Origin of the sequence: Nonomuraea sp. NPDC050202 (assembly GCF_040656115.1) — a bacterium.
Taxonomy (GTDB): domain Bacteria; phylum Actinomycetota; class Actinomycetes; order Streptosporangiales; family Streptosporangiaceae; genus Nonomuraea.
The window spans coordinates 141,604-159,809 of the sequence record NZ_JBFALF010000026.1; the positions used below are offsets into that span (position 1 = coordinate 141,604).

Genomic DNA, 18,206 nt, shown 5'->3' on the forward strand with positions numbered 1-18,206 from the left:
CCCACGTGATCAACAGTGCCACGCCGCCGTGAGCGTCAAGACATGGGAAAGGGCCGCCCCCGGAGGAAGGCGGCCCCTGCTCAGCGCGGGTCCTACGTCAGGCGGGCCTCGATGGCCTCGATCACCCGGGGGCGCAGCTCCGCGGCGCGGATGACGGCGTCCACGGAGCCGACCTCGACCGCGCGCCGGATGTTGTGCACCCGGTCGAACTCCGCGGCCACCTCGCCGAGCTTCTCCGCCCGCACCGACGCGCGCAGCTCGTCCAGCTCGGCGGTCAGCGCGGCACGATCGGCCCCGGCGGCCGCGGCGACGCGCGCCTCCAGGTCCTGTACGCGCGGATCGGCCGCCGTCCTGGCGTTGACCTCGCCGGAGAAGACGACCGCGGCGGCCGGAGCGCCACCGAGCACCGAGGCGAACGAGCCCTCCAGCGCCAGCACGGTCATGTTCGGGTTCAGCGCCTTGGAGAACACCACGAAAGCGCCACCGTGGTACCGCGAGATCACGCAGAACACGATGGGCCCGCGGAAGTTCACGATCGCGCGGCCGATCTCGGCGCCGTACTCGAGCTGCAGCTTCCGCATCGACTCCGGCGAGCCGTCGAAGCCGGACAGGTTCGCCAGCACCACCAGCGGCCGGTTGCCGCTGGCCGCGTTGATCGCCCGCGCGGCCTTCTTCGACGAGCGCGGGAACAGCGTGCCGGCGGTGTAGGTGTCGGGCCCGTCGGTGGGCGGGAAGCCGCGCCGCGGCACCGACCGCGACTCGATGCCGAGCAGGCACACCGGCATGCCGCCGAGATGCACGTCCTGCACCACCGCGGTCTCCGCGTCGGCCATGCCCGCCCAGCGCTCCAGCACCGGGTGGTCCTGGTCGGACAGCGCCCGCATCACGGTGCGGATGTCGAACGGCTTCTTGCGGTCGGGGTTGGTCGTGCTGGAGAAGATCTCGCCGACCGTGGTGAAGTCGCTGCCCTCCACGACGTGCGGGAAGTCGGAGATGTCGCGGTCGACGGGGTCGGTGGTCCGCGCCCGCCGCGGCCCCTGCTCGCCGGGGGCGACGTAGGTGTGGTCGTAGTGCGACATCAGCACGTCGCGCGCGGCGGACAGGTTCGGCGCCCAGTACTGGGCCTGCCCGTTCGGGCCCATCACCCGGTCGTAGCCGCCGATGCCGAAGTTGTCCTCCGCCGAGACGCCGCCGGAGAAGTCGAGCGACTGCTTGCCGGTGAGCACCATCGCCGAGTCCGGCGTCATCACCAGGATGCCCTTGGTGTGCATGAGCATCGTCGCCTCGGCGTTCCAGTACGGCTGCGCGCCGACGTTGATGCCCGCGACCACGATGTTGATCTCGCCGCCGTCCTGGGTGAACTCCACGATGCGCTTGAGCGCCGCGGCCACCCAGTCCATGTTCTCGGTGCCCGACTCCATGGAGATCCGGGCGCCTGCCGACAGCGCGTACCACTCCAGCGGCACCCGCATCCGCTCGGCCAGGTCCAGCGCGGCGATGACGCGGCGGCACTCGGGCTCCGACAGCGCGCCGAGCGACTTCGTCGGGTCGCCGAGCAGCACGACCCTGGTGATGCCCTCGGGGTGCCGCCTGGTCCGCGTGGTGACGACGCCCGCGACGATCGCCGCGGTGTTGCGGCCCTTCGGCCGGTCGACCGGCACGAGCCCGTGGTCGTCGTCGAGGTCGTGCTCGACGAAGTCGCCGAGCATGCCGGTCAGCTCGTACGGGTAGACGGTGTTGCGGCTGCTCGCGCGCAGGACCTTCTGCCGGTAGTCGTCCAGCGGCTCGATCGGCGCGTCCGACGGCTGGCTGATGGTCAGCTTGGGGGCGCCGGTGGCGTCGAGGGAGATGCGCACGGCGACCTTGGTCAGCGCGCCGGTCTCCGGGTCGCGCTGCCGCGCGATGAACAGCGTCTCCTCCAGCCCGGCCCCCGCGGTCGTCGGCAGCACGCGCCGGGCGAGCATCTCGATCTCGGCGCGGGTGAGGTTGCTGGGCGGCCAGACGTAGACCACGATCCGGTTGGTGTTGAGCCGCTTCTTCGACGGCCGCCGGGCCTGGGCGCGGCGGATCGAGTCGACGCAGGCGGCGATGATGTCCTCGGCCGTCGGCAGCGCGACGAGCCTGCCGTCGTGCTCGCGCAGCTCGGTCAGGTCGCGTACCTGCGCGAAGGCGATGAGACGGTCATCGGACGGGTTCTCCCGCGCCACGCACTGGAAGAGGTAGACCTCCTCGTCCGACGACGGGAGCCGGGTGAGGTCGAACTTGTTCAGCCGTTCGAGCTGCATGCGCTCGGCGATGTACGGGTGCAGGCCGCGGATCAGCCGCTCCTCCGCCATCCCCTCGGCCGACGGGCGGAAGGTGAAGTGGTGGTGCATGACCGCCCCGCCGCGCCCGGCGACGGTGGCGGTGATCCTGCGGACCTGCTCGGGCAGCGGGTGCGCGGCGACGACCTCGTGCAGCGCGGCCGCCGCCGCGTCGGAGTCCTCGGGCTGGCCCTCCCAGACGAGGTAGATGTCGGCGTCCACGACGTCCTGGCCACCGCCGGCCAGCTCGGCCAGGCCGCGCAGCGCGCTGCCCAGCGCCTCGAAGCTCACCGCGGCGGAGACCACGCACGAGCCCGCGCGTTCGGCGATCACGAACGTGCAGCCCGCCACCTCGCTGGTGCGGACGGCGATGAGCGGCTTGTTGCCGTAGTACCGCCGGGTCAGCACCTCCAGCATGACCGCGTTGTCCAGGTTCTCGCGGACCAGGCGCTGGCCGAGCAGGCGCACCAGCGGCTCGGTGCTGCGGACCATCTCGGCGATGCGCTCGGCGCGGTCGGGCGAGCCGGGGTGCGCGTCGAGATGGCGCAGGTGCTTGCGCACGCCGGCGTAGACGCGGGCGCGGTTGCGGCGCAGCAGCGGCTGCGCGAACCAGGCGAACACGACGCCACGCGCGAGGTCGGAGATCACCGGGAAGCGGACCTGCGTCGCGGCCAGCAGCCGCTCCAGCACGAGCCCGGCGGGCTCGCGCAGCGCCTCGTCCGGCGGCGGCTCGCGCAGCCAGGAGCGCAGCAGGGTCGCCAGGACCGCGACGTCGGCGGACGCGCGCTGCTGGGCCAGGAAGATGCGGAACACCGCGCCCTCGAGCTCGCCCGTCCGCTCCAGCTCGGTGACGCCGTAGTGCCGCAGCGCCTTGGCGAGCTTGGTCTGGAAGGTGCCCGGCAGCCCGGCCCGCTCGACGTCGAGGCTCTGCAGGTAGGTGTGGAAGTACTCGCGCGGGCTGTGCACGTGCTCGTCGCCGTCCTCGCCGGCGGGCCTGTTGCGGCTCAGCTCGGCCAGGTCGGCGAACACCTCGAAGAGCTCCAGCTCCTCGGCCAGCGGCCGGTGGCCGTCCTCGATGACCGTACGGCGTGCGGCGAGGTAGTCGTCGAGCACCCGGCGCTCGTCGTGCGGGTCGAGGTCGTAGCCCAGCAGCAGGCTGCGCAGGCCCTCCTGGCCGCGCCTGGCGCGCTCCCGCGCCGGGATCTCGCCGGGCGCCGGGGGCAGGTCCAGCTCGGCGGAGCCGACCGCCTCGTCGAGCGAGGCGGCGGAGTCGTCGGCCAGCGGCTCCAGCCGCAGCAGCGGCGCGCCCGTCTCCACCTGGCTGCCCACAGAGACGGAGATCTCCTTCAGCCGCGCCTTGAACGGCGCCCGCAGCACCGTCTCCATCTTCATGGACTCCAGCACCAGGACCGGCGCGCCCGCCTCGACCTCGGCGCCGACCGCCAGTGGCGTGGCGACGACCAGGGCGGGCGCGGGCGAGCGGACGACGCCGCCCTCGTCGCGGCTGACGCGGTGCGCCACGCCGTCCACCTCGATCAGGTGGGTGGCCCCATGCGTGCCGATGAGCAGGCGGTAGCGGCTGCCGTCGACGACGATCTGCCCGGTGTAGCGGTCGAAGCGGTCGAGCTCGACGTCGGCGGTGCGGACCTCGCCGCCCGCCTCGACGGCGACGCGGAAGCGGTGCGCGCCGACCCGCGCGACGCGCACGCGGTAGCCGGCGCCGCGCAGCTTGAGGTCCAGCGGCCGGCTGCTCTTGTGCTGCACCTGCGGGCGCCCGCCGAACGCGGTCGCGAGCAGCCGCTGCCGCTCGGCGCGCTCCTCCTCCTCGTACGCCTCGATGGCGGCGGCGGCCAGCGCGACGCCGGAGTGGCGGTGCGAGACGAGCCTGCCCTCGCCGCGGACGCGGTCGATCCAGCCGGTGTCGGCGCTGGCGTCGATCACCTCGGGCTGGTCGAGCAGGTCGAGCACGAAGCTCTTGTTCGTCGCGCCGCCCTCGATGATCACCGAGGTGCGGGCCATCGCCCGGCGCAGCCTGCCGAGCGCCTCCTCGCGGTCGCGGCCGTAGGCGATGATCTTGGCGATCATGGAGTCGAAGTCGGCGGGGATGGTGTCGCCCTCGCTGACACCGGTGTCGACCCGGATGCCCGGCCCGGCGGGCAGGTCCAGCCGGGCGATGCGGCCGGGCGACGGCGCGAAGTCGCGGTCGGGGTCCTCGGCGTTCAGGCGGGCCTCGATGGCGTGGCCGCGCTCCACCGGCGGCTCCCCTTCGAGCCGGCCGCCCGACGCCACGTGAAGCTGCGCCTTGACCAGGTCGAACCCGGTGGTGATCTCCGTGATCGGGTGCTCGACCTGCAGGCGGGTGTTGACCTCCAGGAACGCGAACAGCCGCTCGCCGGGGTGGTAGAGGAACTCGACGGTGGCCGCGCCGCGGTAGCCGACCGCGACGGCCAGCCGCTCGGCCGACGCCTTGAGCTCGGCCACCTGCTCGGGGCCGAGCACCGGCGAGGCCGACTCCTCGATGACCTTCTGGTTGCGCCGCTGCACCGAGCAGTCGCGGACGCCGAGCGCCCACGCAGTGCCCTGGCCGTCGGCGATCACCTGCACCTCGACGTGCCGGGCGCCGGTGACCAGCCGCTCCAGGAACACGACGCCGCTGCCGAACGCCCGCGCGGCCTCCTGGCTGGTGCGCTCGTAGGCGTCGTCCAGCTCGGCCTCGTTGGTGATCACGCGGATGCCGCGCCCGCCGCCGCCCGCGGTGGCCTTCAGCATCAGCGGGTAGCCGATCCCGGCCGCGGCCGTCCGGGCGGCGTCGAGGCTCTCGACGGCGCCGCGGCTCCACGGCGCGACCGGCACGCCGACCTCCTCGGCGATGAGCTTGGCGCCGATCTTGTCGCCGAGCTTGCGCATGGCCTCCGGGCTCGGCCCGACGAAGGTGACCCCGATCCTGTCGCACAGCTCCGCGAACGCGGGGTCCTCGGCGACGAAGCCCCACCCGACCCACGCGGCGTCGGCCCCCGTCTCCACCAGCGCGCGTTCCAGCACCTTCAGGTCGAGGTAGGGGCGCGCCGAGGCGGGACCGAGGTCGTAGGACAGGTCCGCCTCGCGGACGAAGGTGGCCGTACGGTCGACGTCGGTGTACAGGGCGACGGTCTCCATCCGTGTCCCGGTCTCCGCGGCGAGGTCCCGTACGGCGTGGATGAGCCGCATGGCGGCCTCACCACGATTGACGATGGCGACACGACTGAACACCCGACGAGCCCTCCTGTAGACCAACGATGTGCGCCCTGCGGCACGACAGCCCCGTGCAGTATCCACTCTCCCGTCTACCGACCGGCGGCGCCCATGTCGTAGACAGCGCACGCTACGCGGCCCGTTTTGTGGGAAACCCCCAAAAAGCCGACCGGGCGCGAGACTGCGGCAGACAGCCGAACGACCTCTACCACGCGGCGTAACCGCTGGTAGAGGCCGTGTCGGGTGGCAGTTAAGCCGACATCTTCTTCTTGAGGTTCTCGTCGAGAGCCGCCAGGAAGTCCTGGGTGGTCAGCCACTTGGCGTCGCCGCCGACGAGGAGCGCGAGGTCCTTGGTCATCTGACCGCCCTCGACCGTCTCGACGCAGACCTGCTCCAGCGTGTTGGCGAAGTCGGTCACCGCGGGGGTGTTGTCGAGCTTGCCGCGGTGGGCCAGGCCACGCGTCCACGCGAAGATCGAGGCGATCGGGTTGGTGGAGGTGGGGTTGCCCTGCTGGTGCTGGCGGTAGTGGCGGGTCACGGTGCCGTGCGCGGCCTCGGCCTCGACGGTCTGGCCGTCGGGGGTCATCAGGACCGAGGTCATCAGGCCGAGCGAGCCGAAGCCCTGGGCGACCGTGTCGGACTGGACGTCGCCGTCGTAGTTCTTCGCGGCCCAGACGTAGCCGCCCTCCCACTTCAGCGCCGCGGCGACCATGTCGTCGATGAGGCGGTGCTCGTAGGTCAGGCCGGCCTTGTCGAACTCGTCCTTGAACTCGGTCTCGAAGACCTCGGCGAAGATGTCCTTGAAGCGGCCGTCGTAGGCCTTGAGGATCGTGTTCTTCGTGGAGAGGTAGACCGGGTAGCCGCGGTTGAGGCCGTACCGCATCGACGCGCGGGCGAAGTCGCGGATCGACTCGTCCAGGTTGTACATCGCCATCGCGATGCCGCTGCCGGGGAAGTCGTACACGTCGAGCTCGATCGGCTCGGAGCCGTCCTTCGGCGTGTACGTCAGGGTCAGCGTGCCCTCGCCGGGGATCTTCAGGTCGGTCGCGCGGTACTGGTCGCCGAAGGCGTGACGGCCGACGACGATCGGCTTGGTCCAGCCGGGGACGAGCCGCGGCACGTTCGACATGATGATCGGCTCGCGGAAGATGACGCCGCCGAGGATGTTGCGGATGGTCCCGTTGGGGGACTTCCACATCTTCTTGAGTCCGAACTCCTCGACGCGCGCCTCGTCCGGGGTGATGGTGGCGCACTTCACACCGACGCCGTACTTCTTGATGGCGTTCGCGGCGTCGATGGTGACCTGGTCGTCCGTGGCGTCCCGGTGCTCGATGCCGAGGTCGTAGTACTTCAGGTCGACGTCGAGGTAGGGAAGGATCAGCTGGTCCTTGATGAACTGCCAGATGATCCGGGTCATCTCGTCGCCGTCAAGTTCGACGACGGGGCCCTCCACCTTGATCTTGGGCATGCGAATGGTTCCCCTTCAATGAATGGATGCGTTGAGGCTATCGGACCGCCAGGTCACGGTGCGAAAAGGGACAGGATGAGCGCCTTCAGCTCGTTGTTGTAAAGCAGGAGCGAGGTCAGGACCAGCACGAATCCGAACACGGACAGCGTGATGACGTCGATCTTCCTGCTCCTCAGCGCGAGCTGACCGCCGTACCCGGCGAAGCGCAGCGCGGCGGCGATCATGATGGCGGCGCCCAGCACGAACCCGCCCCAGCGCGGGTTCACGACGAAGACCACGAGCACGCCGACGGCCGCACCCGCCAGGATCAGCGGGTACGGCCCCCAGCTCTCGCCCTTTTCGGTCCCTTGGTGGTGGCTCAACGCTCTTCTATCGGCTTCCACTTCTGGTCGGTCTCACCGATGTACTCACTGTCGGGGCGGATCAGCCGGTTGTCGGCGTGCTGCTCGATCACGTGAGCGGTCCAGCCGGACATGCGGCTGATGGAGAAGACCGGCGTGAACAGGTCGGTCGGGATGCCCAGGTAGTGATAGACCGAGGCGGCGTAGAAGTCGACGTTGGGGTAGAGACCCTTGGTCTCGAAGACGACTTCCTCCATCTCCTTGGACATCCGGTAGTAGGTGTCGTCGCCGCTGGACTCGCCCAGCTCGGCCGACATCCTGCGCAGGTGCGTGGCGCGGGGGTCCTCCGTCTTGTAGACGCGGTGACCGAAGCCCATGATCTTCTCGCCGGCGGCGAGCTTGTCGCGGACGGCCTGGGCCACGCCCCCCGGCGACAGCGACTCCAGGGTCTTCATGACCTGCTCGTTCGCCCCGCCGTGCAGCGGGCCCTTGAGGGTGCCGATGGCGGCGACGACGGCGGAGTGCATGTCCGACAGGGTCGCGGCGCAGACGCGGGCGGCGAAGGTGGAGGCGTTCATGGTGTGGTCGGCGTGCAGGACCAGGCACTCGTCGAAGATCTCGACCTCGCGCGGGCCGGGCGTGCGGCCGGTGACCTGGAGCAGGAAGTTCGCGGCGATGCTCAGCGACGGGTCCGGCTCGGGGGCCTCGGAACCGGTGCGGGCGGCGTGGTAGCGGGCGACGAGCAGCGGCTGCTGGGCGACCAGCCGGGCCGCCTTGCGCAGGTTGGCGTCGGGCGCGATGGAGTCCTTGTCGGGGTCGTCGGCGCCCGACAGCGAGACCAGCGAGCGCAGCGCCTCCATGGGTTTCTGTTTCTCGGCGATCTCGGCGATGTTCGCGGAGACCAGGGCGCCCAGCTCCCGGCCGCGCGCCAGCTCGGCGCCGTACGCGTCGAGCTCGGAGCGGGTGGGCAGCTTGCCACGCTGGAGCAGGTGTGCGGTCTCCTCGAACGTCGCGCGGCCGGCCAGGTCGTGGATGTCGTATCCACGATAGAAGAGGCGACCGGCCTTTCCGTCGATGTCACTCAGCGCTGTGGACGCCGCGACGACATCGGCCAGACCTTTCGTGGGCTTGTCCGCCATGAGTGATTCCTCCGCTTATCTTCGTCCGAAGTCTACCCGTGAGCAGGCAAAACCGACCGCAAAGGTCCAGACCAATTTCACGTCGGATTCTCCTTTCGGCAAAGGAGATTCCGCATCCCCTCGGTTGGGTAAGCCGGAGCTGTAGTAATAGTTACGGCGGGCTACCTGGGGAGGAACTGCCGTGGAGGGGCCGTTCATACGCATCGAGGACACTGGCGAGGTGGTCCCGTTGCGCCCCGAGATCACGACGGTCGGAAGGGGCCGGGGTGTTGACATCCGGCTCACCGACCCCAGCGTGTCTCGACTCCATGCCGAGTTCGTCAGACGAGGACCCTACCTGTACGTCGTGGACCTGGGCCTGTCCAGGAACGGCACGCGGGTGAACGGCAGGCCGATCGCCCGGAGGGTCCTTGACGACGGCGACGTCGTTTCCTTCGGCGCGGCGCGGGGCCGGATCGGTGGAGTCCCCCGAGAGGACTTCACCCCCGAGGTCGAGCTGCGCAGGGCGGCCGCGCCCGAGCTGACCAGGCGCGAGGTCGACGTGCTGACCTCGCTCTGCCGGCCGGCGCTGTCGGACGAGGCGTTCGTCGCTCCGGCGACCGCACGCGAGATCGCCGACGACCTGGTCGTGACCGAGGCCGCGGTCAAGCAGCACCTGCTGCGGCTCTACCAGAAGTTCAGGATCCCCGAAGGCACCAACCGGCGCACCCGGCTGGCCAACGAGGTCGTCGCGCTCGGACTCGTGCGCCCGACCCCCGTGGTCCCGCCACAGCGCGCGTCTGGGGCCTCGGCGGCCGAGCAGCCTTCGGCGGCTGGGCGCAGGGCGTCTTAACAGGGCTTCTGAGATCGCGACCGGGGCTACGGCGAGGGGTTCCGGCAGCGTCGGACCCCAAGCCCCACCATGCCGATCGTGGCACGGATTCGAGCAGCGGTGATGCGTCCGAAAGGGCGTGTGCCGGGCTCGTCGCCGGTCAGGAAAGCGGCCGGCGACGCGCGCAGGCGCAGCACGCCCTCAGACCATCTCAGATCATCCGGGCAGCACCCCTCAGATCGCCCGGAACCCGTTGCTCGGCCTGCTCGTTCGGTTGGCCCGGTCCACCGCCACCGCGTAGTAGTGGTCGCCGCGCTCGCCGTCGGGGTCGGTCCAGCGGACCTGCCGGTCGCCGGGCACGATCGCGACGAGGTTGCGCGCGTCGGCGAAGTCACCTGAGCCCGCGTGCCGGTCGAAGCGGAAGATGGCGAACAGGAACGGCTCGTCCCTGCCGGTGGCCACCGCCCGCACCTCGACCCCGCCGGAGCGGCGCTTGGCGTACGCCACCACCGGCCGCCGCGGCGGCTCGCCGCCCGCCAGCCTGGGCAGCACGGGCGCGAGCGCGGGCCGCTGGTAGTGGTCGTTGACCGCGGTGGAGATGGAGCCGATCCGGTCCACCTTGACGTCGTTGGCGTTGTACCAGATGTCGCCGCCGATCTCGGGGTGCTCGCGGTTGAGCGTCAGATGCCTGGACAGCTCGCCCGGCACCTGCCACTCGGGCGCCTGCGCGGGGTCGCCCGCCTTGTACGCGGCCTGCCCGATCCACAGCAGCGTGTTCGTGCCGCTCGCCACGTCCGACCACCACGGCACGAGCTTGGAGTAGTCGGCAGGAGGCTGCCCGATGTACCAGTAGAGCTGCGGCGCGATGTAGTCGAGCCAGCCCTTCTTGACCCAGCCGCGGGTGTCGGCGTGCAGGTTGTCGTACGACTGGCCGCCGTTGGTCTCGGAGCCGAGCGGGTCGGTGGCCTTGTTGCGCCAGATGCCGGACGGGCTGATGCCCCAGGCGATGCCGGGCTTGGCCGCCAGCACGCGCTGCTGCATCTCCTGCACCATGAGGTCGACGTTGTTGCGCCGCCAGGCGGCCAGGTCGGGGAAGCCGGCCCCGTACTTGGCGAACTCCTCGGCGTCGTCGAAGGCCGTGGTGTTGGTCGGGTAGAAGTAGTCGTCGAAGTGCAGGCCGTCGATGTCGTAGCGGGTGACCGCGTCCATCATCGCGTCCTGGCAGAACTTGCGGACCTCCGGCATGCCCGGGTTGTAGTAGAGCTTGCCGCCGAACGGCACGATCCAGTCGGGGTGCTGCCGTCCGGGGTGGTCGGGGTGCAGCTTGGCCGGGTCGGCCTGCATCGAGACGCGGTACGGGTTGAACCAGGCGTGGAAGGCCAGGCCGCGCTTGTGGGTCTCCTCCACGGCGAACCCGAGCGGGTCGTAGCCGGGGTCCTGCCCCTGGGTGCCGGTCAGGTACTGCGACCACGGCTCGTACGGTGACGGCCAGAACGCGTCGGCCGTCGGCCTGATCTGCACGAACACCGAGTTGAGCTTCCTCTGGACGGCCACGTCCAGCCAGGCGAGGTACTCGGCCTTCTGCTCCTCGGCGCTCAGCCCGGGCTTGGACGGCCAGTTGATGTTGACCACGGACGCGATCCACATACCCCGCATCTGACGCAACGGCGGGACATATCCGGATTGAGCGAACGCCGGCAGCGGGACGGCGGAAGCGGCAGCGGCGAGGGCGAGACCCTTCAGGAGAGTCCTTCTGCTGGGCATGGGGGGTGGCCTCTCGGAAGTGGTTGTGTCGAGGCCGACGATGACAGAAAATTACCTTCAGATCAACAACTGTGAAGGAAAATGCCGATGAGCGGTGACCTGTACAGACTGGCGATGACGGTGCTGCATCCGGGGTTCGAGGGGACCTCCGCCCCCGACTGGTTGCGCCGCGCGCTGGGAGAGGGTCTCGGCGGCGTGGTGCTGTTCGCCCGCAACGCCGTCAACGCGCGGCTCGTCCGGCAACTGCGCGCGGAGCACCCCGGCACCGTGATCGCCATCGACGAGGAGGGCGGCACGGTCACCCGGCTGGAGGTCATGGCCGGCAGCTCCTTCCCCGGCAACCGGGCGCTGGGCGTGGTGGACGACGTGGCGCTCACCGAGCAGGTGGGCCGCCAGATCGGCAGGATGCTCGCAGATCTCGACATCACCCTCGACTACGCGCCCTCCGCCGACGTGAACGCCAACCCCGCCAACCCGGTCATCGGCGTGCGCTCGTTCGGCCCCGAACCGGAGCTCGTCGCCCGCCACACCGTCGCCTACGTGCGCGGCGTGCAGGGCGCGGGCGTGGCGGCGTGCGCCAAGCACTTCCCCGGCCACGGCGACACGGTCACCGACTCCCACCTCGCGCTGCCCACCGTGCACGCCTCGCGGGAGGTGCTGGCCGAGCGCGACCTGCCGCCGTTCCGGGCGGCGATCGGCGCCGGGGTGCGCTCGATCATGTCCGGCCACCTGCTGGTGCCCGCGCTCGACCCGTCGATGCCTGCGACGCTCAGCCGTACCGTCCTGACCGAACTCCTCAGGGGCGAGCTCGGGTTCGACGGGATGCTCGTCACCGACGCGATCGAGATGCGGGCGGTGGCCGCCATGTTCAGCCCCGGCGAGATCGCGGTGCGCGCGCTCGCCGCCGGCGTGGACGCCATCTGCGCCGGGCTGACCACCGAGGACGGGCTGCGGGAGATGCGCGACGCGATCGTGGCCGCCGTCCGCGACGGCCGGCTGCCCGAGGAGCGGCTGGCGGAGGCGGCCGGCCGGGTGCGCGCGCTGTCCGGCTGGTACGCCGATCAGGCCCTGGCACGGGCGCAGGCGCACGACGACCTCGACGAGGGCGTCGGCCTGCGGGCCGCCCGCAGGGCGCTCACCACGTCGGGGACCGCCGGGCTCGACCGGGGGCCGCTGGTCGTCGAGATCAACACCCGGCTCAACCAGGCCGTGGACCCCGCCACGCGGACAGGCGTGACGGCCGCGCTGGCCGCCCTGCTGCCGAACACCGACAGCGTGCGGCTCGGCCCCGAAGGCGAGCTGCCCGCCTTCGACGACCGGCCCGTCGTGCTGGTGGTGCACGACGCCGCCCGTCACCCCTGGGTACGCGACACCGTGGCCAAGGCCCTCGCGGTCCGGCCCGACGCGATCATCGTGGACACCGGCGTCCCCGCCCCGCCGCCGGGCGCCACCCACGTCGCCACCCACGGCATCTCCCGCGTGTCCGCGCTGGCCGCGGCCGAATGGCTGCTCGCGTGAGCGCCGAGCCCGCGAACCCGGTCGCGGCCGTACGCGCCGTGCTGCCCTCGCTGACCCCGGCGGCGCAGTCCATCGCGCGGCTCATCCTGGACGATCCCGGGCTGGTCGTGCGGAGCACGATCACCGAGTTCAGCGTGGTGTCGGGGACGAGCGAGGCGACGGTCGTGCGTACGGCGCGGGCGCTGGGCTTCACCGGCTACTCGCAGCTCCGCTTCGCGCTGGCGGCGGCCGTGGCCAAGGAGCCCGAGCGGCTGGTGCCCGGCGACCTCGGGCCCGACGACCCGCTGACGGACGTGATCGCCAAGGTGGCGCGGGCCGAGGCCGACGCGCTGGCCGACACGGCCGCGCAGCTCGATCCCGACCAGCTCGGGGAGGTCGTGACCGCGATCTCGGAGGCGCGGCGGGTGGACGTGTACGGGGTGGCGGCGTCGGGGCTGGTGGCGGCCGACATGTCGCAGAAGCTGCTGCGGATCGGGCTGTCGAGCCATCCGTTCAGCGATGCCCATCTGGCGTTGACCAGCGCGGCGCTGCTGAAGGCCGGGGACGTGGCGGTGGCGATCAGCTGCACGGGAGAGACGCCTGACGTGCTGGTGCCGGCGCGTACGGCGGCGGAGGCCGGGGCGCTGGTCGTGGGGATCACGAACAACCCGCGGTCGTCGCTGGCCGAGCTGGCGGACCACACGCTGGTGTCGGCGGGACGCGAGACCGCCTTCCGGCCGGGGGCGCTGGCCAGCCGGATCAGCCAGTTGCTGATCGTGGACTGCATCTTCGTGGGGCTGGCGCAGCGGCGCTACGACACGGCGGACGCGGCCATCCGGGCTACCCGCCTGGCCACGGACCGCTATCGCAACCGGTGACCCGCAGGCAGGGGCACCGTACCTCCATCACGAGCGGTGACCCGCAGGCAGGGGCACAGGTCCCCTCGGGGTGGGAGGGGCGGGTCAGGCGCGGGCCGGTGACAGGGAGGCCAGGTCGGCCTCGATCCTGGCCGCCGTGGCCAGCAGCGGGGGCAGCAGGTCGCGCTCGGCGGCCTGCAGGCTCGTACGGGTGGCGTGCGTCGAGACGTTGACCGCCGCCACCGTCCGCCCCGTGCGGTCGCGGATCGGGGCGGCGATCGAGCGCAGCCCCTCCTCCAGCTCCTGGTCCACCATCGCCCACCCGCGCTCCCGCACCTCGTCCAGCTCGGCGCGCAACGCGGCGGGCAGCACGATCGTGCGGGAGGTGAGCCGCCGCAGGCAGGCCCGCGCCAGGTAGGCCTCCAGCGCCTCCGGCGGCAGCGCCGCCAGCAGCACCCGCCCCATGGACGTGCAGTACGCCGGGAACCGGGTGCCGATGCTGATGCTCACCCGCATGATCCGCGCCGTGGCCACCCGCGCCACGTACACCACGTCCTCCCCGTCCAGCACCGCCACCGAGGCCGACTCGCGCACCTGCGCGGCCAGCCGTTCGAGGTGCGGATCGGCGACCTCGGGCAGCGACAGGCCGGACAGGTAGGCGTACCCCAGCTCCAGCACCCGAGGCGTGAGCGCGAACAGCCGCCCGTCGTTGCGCACGTACCCGAGCTCGGTCAGCGTGATGAGGAACCGCCTGGCCGCCGCCCTGCTGAGCCCGGTGGCGCGGGCCACCTGGCTGAGCGTCTGCTCGGGCGCGGCGGCGCTGAACGCCCGGATCACCGCGAGCCCGCGGGCCAGCGACTGCACATGATCCACCATGGTGATCCCCTTGACAGGAGCCGGCAAAGGCGTAGCTTCCGCGATACGGGGTTGTTCGATCAGAGAATACCTGTGCGCATAGCGAACGACTAGGAGCAAGCCGTGCGTCGCGCCCTCGGGATCCGCGCCTCTCCAGGCGCGCCCGCACGCGGCGGCGCCGAGCCTGCCACGCCCACCCCAGGACCCGAACCCGGCCGAGGTCGACGCCGGCGCGCCCATCCACCTCGGCAAGGCCGAGGGCTTCCGGATCGACCTGACCGTCACCCCGGTCCAGGGCGGCGCGGCGGCCGTGAGGACCTCGAGATCGACCTGCCCGCCGAGCGCGAGCGGCTCACGACGCGGTCGCTGTCCCCGCTTCGGGGAGCCGCGCGGGCAGCACGTCCACCGGCAGATCCAGCGAGCAAGGGGGCACAGTGAGGACCGTCAGGGACACCGTCTTCGACATCCTTCGGCGCCACGAGCTGACCACGATCTTCGCCAACCCCGGCTCGACCGAGGTGCCGCTGCTCGCCGGGCTGCCCGACGACCTGCGGTTCGTGCTGGCCCTGCACGAGGGGTCGGTGGTCGGCATGGCCACCGGCTGGGCGATCGGGCGCGGGGCTCCCGCGCTGGTGCTCCTGCACACCGCGGCCGGGCTGGGCAACGCCGTCTCCGCCATCGCCACCGCCAGGGAGAACCGGGCGCCGCTGGTGATCGTCGTCGGCCAGCAGGACCGGCGGCACCTGGCGCTGGAGCCGTTCCTGGCCGGGCGGCTGTCCGGGCTGGCCGGCGACTACCCGGTACGCGTCGACCAGCCGGTGCGGGCGCAGGACGTGCCGGGCGCGGTCGTCAGGGCCTTCCACGAGGCGACCACGTCCAGGGGGCCCGCGCTGGTCGTGGTGCCGATGGACGACTGGGCGGCGCCCTTCGACGGCGAGACCGTGGCGGCGCCCGCGCGGCTGCTGCGGCCGGCCGCCGTGGCCGACGCCGACCTCGCGCCGCTGGTGGAGCTGGTGTCCGGGGCGCGCGAGCCGGCGATCGTGGCGGGCGCTGGCGTGGGCCCCGGGTGGTTCGCGCTCGTGGCGCTGGCCGAGCGGCTGGGGTGCCCGGTGTACCAGGAGTCGTTCGGCGGGCGGGCCGGGTTCCCGCAGGACCATCCGCAGTACGCGGGGGTGCTGCCCGAGGACCGGGTGCGGCTGCGGGAGCGGCTGCGGCCCCATGACGTGGTGCTGGTGGTGGGGGCGCCGGTGTTCCGGCAGTACTCGTACGCGCCGGGGCCGCTGGTGCCGCCCGGCACGGTGATCGCGCTGGTGACGGACGATCCGGAGGTGGCGCATCGCAGCCCGGCGGACCTGGCGTACCTCGCCGCTCCGGAGGCCGTCTGCGCCCGCCTGGCCGAGCTGCTGCCCGCTCCCGAACACGGCGACGCCTGGTCACGTACGCCCGCTCCCGAACACGGCGACGCCTGGTCACGCATGTCCGGCCACGAGCATGGCGGAGCATCGTCACGCATGTCCGGCCACGAGCGCGGCGGAGCATCGTCGCGCGCGTCCGGGCATGAGCCGTACGCGGGCGGGCCGCTGCGGCCCACGGACGTGCTGCGGGCGCTGGCCGAGCGGCTCCCGCACGACGTGGCGCTCATCGAGGAGGCCCCCTCCGCGCGTCCCGACCTGCACGAGATCGTGCCCGCCAGGACCTCGTTCGGCTTCATCTCGGCGGCCATGGGCGGGCTCGGGTTCGGCGTGCCCGCCGCCGTGGGCCTGCGGATGGCGCTGCCCGACCGGCCCGTCGTCGCGGTCGTGGGCGACGGGTCGGCGCTGTACGGCGTGCAGGGCCTCTGGAGCGCCGCGCACTACCGGGTGGGCGTGCTGTTCGTCGTGCTCGCCAACGGCCGGTACGCGGTCCTCGACCGGCTGGCCGACAGGCACGGCGGCGGGAAGGGCCCGTGGCCGCAGTTCGCCGAGGTGGACCTGGGCGCCCTCGCCAGGTCGCTGGGCTGTCCGGCGCAGCGCGTGGAGACGTACGACGACCTGACCGCGACCCTCGACGAGATCGTCCCCACGCTCGCCACCCGCGAGACTCCCCTGCTGCTCGACGTGGTCGTGAGCGTGGATCCGTGAGTTCCAGTCTGCAAGGAGGCGCACCATGACGTTCCTGGACCCCAAGATCTGGACGGGATCGCTCTTCGACGGCGGCTGGACCGCCTCACGGGCCGGCGACGTCCCCGTCATCGAGCCCGCCACCGGCGACGAGCTCGGCCGCGCGGGCACGGCCGGCGCCGCGGACGTGGCGGCCGCCGCCGTACGCGCCCGGCAGGAGCAGCCGGCCTGGGCCGCGACCCCGTACGAGGAGCGGGCCGCGCTGCTGCGGCGGGCCGGGCGGCTGTTCGAGGAGCACGCGCAGGAGATCCAGGACTGGATCGTGCGCGAGTCGGGCGGCGTGCCGGGCAAGGCCGCCTTCGAGACGCACGTGGCGGCGCAGGAGTGCTACGAGGCGGCGGCGCTGGCCTCGCAGCCGCTCGGCGAGGTGCTGCCGACGGCGCGCAAGCGGCTCAGCTTCGCCCGGCGGGTGCCGGTCGGCGTCGTGGGCGTGATCGCGCCGTTCAACTTCCCGCTCATCCTCGGCACCAGGTCCGTCGCGCCAGCGCTGGCGCTGGGCAACGCGGTGGTGCTCAAGCCGGACCAGCGCACCGCCGTCTGCGGCGGGTACGCCATCGCCCGCGTCTTCGAGGAGGCCGGGCTGCCCGGCGGCCTGCTGCACGTGCTGCCCGGCGGCCCCGAGGCCGGCCAGGCCCTGGTCGCCGACCCGAACATCCCCGTGATCTCCTTCACCGGCTCGACGGCGGCCGGGCGCAAGGTGGGCGAGCTGGCCGCGCGCTCGCTCAAGCGGGTGCACCTGGAGCTGGGCGGCAACTCGGCCCTGGTCGTCTTCGACGACGCCGACCTCGACCCCGCCGCGTCGGCGGGCGCCTGGGCGTCGTTCTTCCACCAGGGGCAGATCTGCATGACCTCGGGCCGGCACCTCGTGCACGCGGCCGTCGCCGAGGAGTACGTCTCGCGCCTGGCCGCCAAGGCGAGCGCTCTGCCGGTCGGCGACCCGGCCACCGGGCAGGTCGCGCTCGGGCCGCTCATCGACGCGGGGCAGCGGGACCGGGTGCACCGGCTGGTCACCGAGAGCGTGTCGGCCGGGGCCCGGCTGGCGTGCGGAGGGACGTACGAGGGGCTGTTCTACCGGCCCACGGTGCTGGCGGAGGTGCCGGTCGGCGCGCCGGCGTACGCGGAGGAGGTGTTCGGGCCCGTGGCGCCCGTGACGACGTTCTCCACGCTGGAGGAGGCGGCGGCGCTGGCCGCCGACTCGCCGTACGGCCTGTCGCTGGGGATCCTCACCCGGGACGTGATGAAGGGGCTGGCCCTGGCGGACCTGGTGCCGACGGGCATCGTGCACATCAACGACCAGACGGTGGACGACGAGGCCGTGGCCCCGTTCGGCGGGGTGGGCGCGTCGGGGACGGGGGCGCGGTTCGGCGGGACCGGGGCCAACGTCGACGCCTTCACCGAGACGCAGTGGGTCACCATGCAGGGGGACATCGCCCGGTACCCGTTCTGAAGGCACCCGGTCACGCACGCCGCCGTCCTGCCGGCGTTCGCGCCGGCAGGGCCCTTGAGGACTTCTCGGGAGGGACGAGACCGCCACGACCTCCGTCACCTGACGCAGGCGGCGGCCGGACTCCTTACCCGAGGCGGCGTTCGGCTTACCCGAGGCGGCGTTCGGCGGCCTCCACGACGTTGGACAGCAGCAGCGCGCGCGTCATCGGCCCGACGCCGCCCGGGTTGGGCGTGAGGTAACCGGCGACATCCTCCACGTCCGGCGCCACGTCCCCGGCGATCTTGCCGTTCACGCGGGAGACGCCGACGTCGAGCACGGCGGCGCCCGGCTTGAC

The 18,206-nt window shown here is 72.2% G+C and carries 11 protein-coding genes and 1 pseudogene; 5 read left to right on the top strand and 7 right to left on the bottom strand.

Translation table 11 applies throughout. The features are described from left to right. Nucleotides 1-92: 92 nt before the first annotated feature. The 4 genes from AB0I79_RS44860 to AB0I79_RS44875 form a co-directional block, all read right to left on the bottom strand. Entirely contained in the window at nucleotides 93-5,552 is a 5,460-nt protein-coding gene (locus AB0I79_RS44860; RefSeq protein ID WP_357886845.1) for a carboxyl transferase domain-containing protein, read from the bottom strand. A gap of 232 nt (nucleotides 5,553-5,784) precedes the next feature. Beyond that, on the bottom strand, nucleotides 5,785-7,002 hold the full coding sequence (locus tag AB0I79_RS44865; RefSeq protein ID WP_357886848.1) for an NADP-dependent isocitrate dehydrogenase: 1,218 nt from the start codon (nucleotides 7,000-7,002) through the stop codon (nucleotides 5,785-5,787). Between the two features lie 53 nt (nucleotides 7,003-7,055). Next, the gene (locus tag AB0I79_RS44870; protein ID WP_357886851.1) at nucleotides 7,056-7,364 is read right to left on the bottom strand and encodes a DUF3017 domain-containing protein; all 309 of its coding nucleotides are present in this window, start codon (nucleotides 7,362-7,364) and stop codon (nucleotides 7,056-7,058) included. Next, nucleotides 7,361-8,482: a citrate/2-methylcitrate synthase gene (locus tag AB0I79_RS44875; protein WP_357886854.1), complete on the bottom strand. Its 1,122-nt coding sequence runs from the start codon at nucleotides 8,480-8,482 to the stop codon at nucleotides 7,361-7,363. The genes AB0I79_RS44870 and AB0I79_RS44875 overlap by 4 nt, the downstream gene beginning before the upstream one ends. A 181-nt stretch (nucleotides 8,483-8,663) precedes the next feature. On the opposite strand from AB0I79_RS44875, the gene AB0I79_RS44880 reads away from it, so the two are divergent. Continuing rightward, complete coding sequence (locus AB0I79_RS44880) at nucleotides 8,664-9,314, top strand: FHA domain-containing protein (protein ID WP_253752417.1); 651 nt, start codon at nucleotides 8,664-8,666, stop codon at nucleotides 9,312-9,314. Between the two features lie 213 nt (nucleotides 9,315-9,527). On the opposite strand, the gene AB0I79_RS44885 is transcribed toward AB0I79_RS44880, so the two are convergent. Continuing rightward, nucleotides 9,528-10,940, bottom strand: a complete 1,413-nt coding sequence (locus AB0I79_RS44885) for a family 10 glycosylhydrolase (protein WP_357886858.1) — start codon at nucleotides 10,938-10,940, stop codon at nucleotides 9,528-9,530. Nucleotides 10,941-11,144: 204 nt separating this feature from the next. On the opposite strand from AB0I79_RS44885, the gene AB0I79_RS44890 reads away from it, so the two are divergent. Together AB0I79_RS44890 and AB0I79_RS44895 are read left to right on the top strand one after the other, a co-directional pair. Further along, the gene (locus AB0I79_RS44890) at nucleotides 11,145-12,575 is read left to right on the top strand and encodes a glycoside hydrolase family 3 N-terminal domain-containing protein (RefSeq protein WP_357886861.1); all 1,431 of its coding nucleotides are present in this window, start codon (nucleotides 11,145-11,147) and stop codon (nucleotides 12,573-12,575) included. Next, nucleotides 12,572-13,432 (top strand): MurR/RpiR family transcriptional regulator, encoded by an 861-nt coding sequence (locus AB0I79_RS44895; RefSeq protein WP_357886864.1) that lies wholly within the window; start codon nucleotides 12,572-12,574, stop codon nucleotides 13,430-13,432. The genes AB0I79_RS44890 and AB0I79_RS44895 overlap by 4 nt, the downstream gene beginning before the upstream one ends. Before the next feature lie 84 nt (nucleotides 13,433-13,516). Here the strand turns inward: AB0I79_RS44895 and AB0I79_RS44900 are convergent, their stop codons facing one another. Then, complete coding sequence (locus AB0I79_RS44900; protein WP_357886867.1) at nucleotides 13,517-14,287, bottom strand: IclR family transcriptional regulator C-terminal domain-containing protein; 771 nt, start codon at nucleotides 14,285-14,287, stop codon at nucleotides 13,517-13,519. Between the two features lie 413 nt (nucleotides 14,288-14,700). Between AB0I79_RS44900 and AB0I79_RS44905 the strand changes: the two genes are divergently transcribed. After that, complete coding sequence (locus AB0I79_RS44905; RefSeq protein WP_357886869.1) at nucleotides 14,701-16,386, top strand: thiamine pyrophosphate-dependent enzyme; 1,686 nt, start codon at nucleotides 14,701-14,703, stop codon at nucleotides 16,384-16,386. Between the two features lie 25 nt (nucleotides 16,387-16,411). After that, a complete protein-coding gene (locus tag AB0I79_RS44910; protein ID WP_357886871.1) occupies nucleotides 16,412-17,872 on the top strand; it encodes a benzaldehyde dehydrogenase in 1,461 nt (486 codons plus the stop codon). A 145-nt stretch (nucleotides 17,873-18,017) separates the two neighbouring features. Here the strand turns inward: AB0I79_RS44910 and AB0I79_RS44915 are convergent. Continuing rightward, nucleotides 18,018-18,206: pseudogene (locus AB0I79_RS44915) on the bottom strand (bifunctional methylenetetrahydrofolate dehydrogenase/methenyltetrahydrofolate cyclohydrolase); the annotation flags it as partial.

Coding starts and splice junctions, on each gene's coding strand:
- AB0I79_RS44875 (WP_357886854.1), bottom strand. CDS start 8,482: ATGGCGGACAAGCCCACGAAAGGTCTGGCCGATGTCGTCGCGGCGTCC.
- AB0I79_RS44900 (WP_357886867.1), bottom strand. CDS start 14,287: ATGGTGGATCATGTGCAGTCGCTGGCCCGCGGGCTCGCGGTGATCCGG.
- AB0I79_RS44910 (WP_357886871.1), top strand. CDS start 16,412: ATGACGTTCCTGGACCCCAAGATCTGGACGGGATCGCTCTTCGACGGC.
- AB0I79_RS44865 (WP_357886848.1), bottom strand. CDS start 7,002: ATGCCCAAGATCAAGGTGGAGGGCCCCGTCGTCGAACTTGACGGCGAC.
- AB0I79_RS44885 (WP_357886858.1), bottom strand. CDS start 10,940: ATGTGGATCGCGTCCGTGGTCAACATCAACTGGCCGTCCAAGCCCGGG.
- AB0I79_RS44890 (WP_357886861.1), top strand. CDS start 11,145: ATGAGCGGTGACCTGTACAGACTGGCGATGACGGTGCTGCATCCGGGG.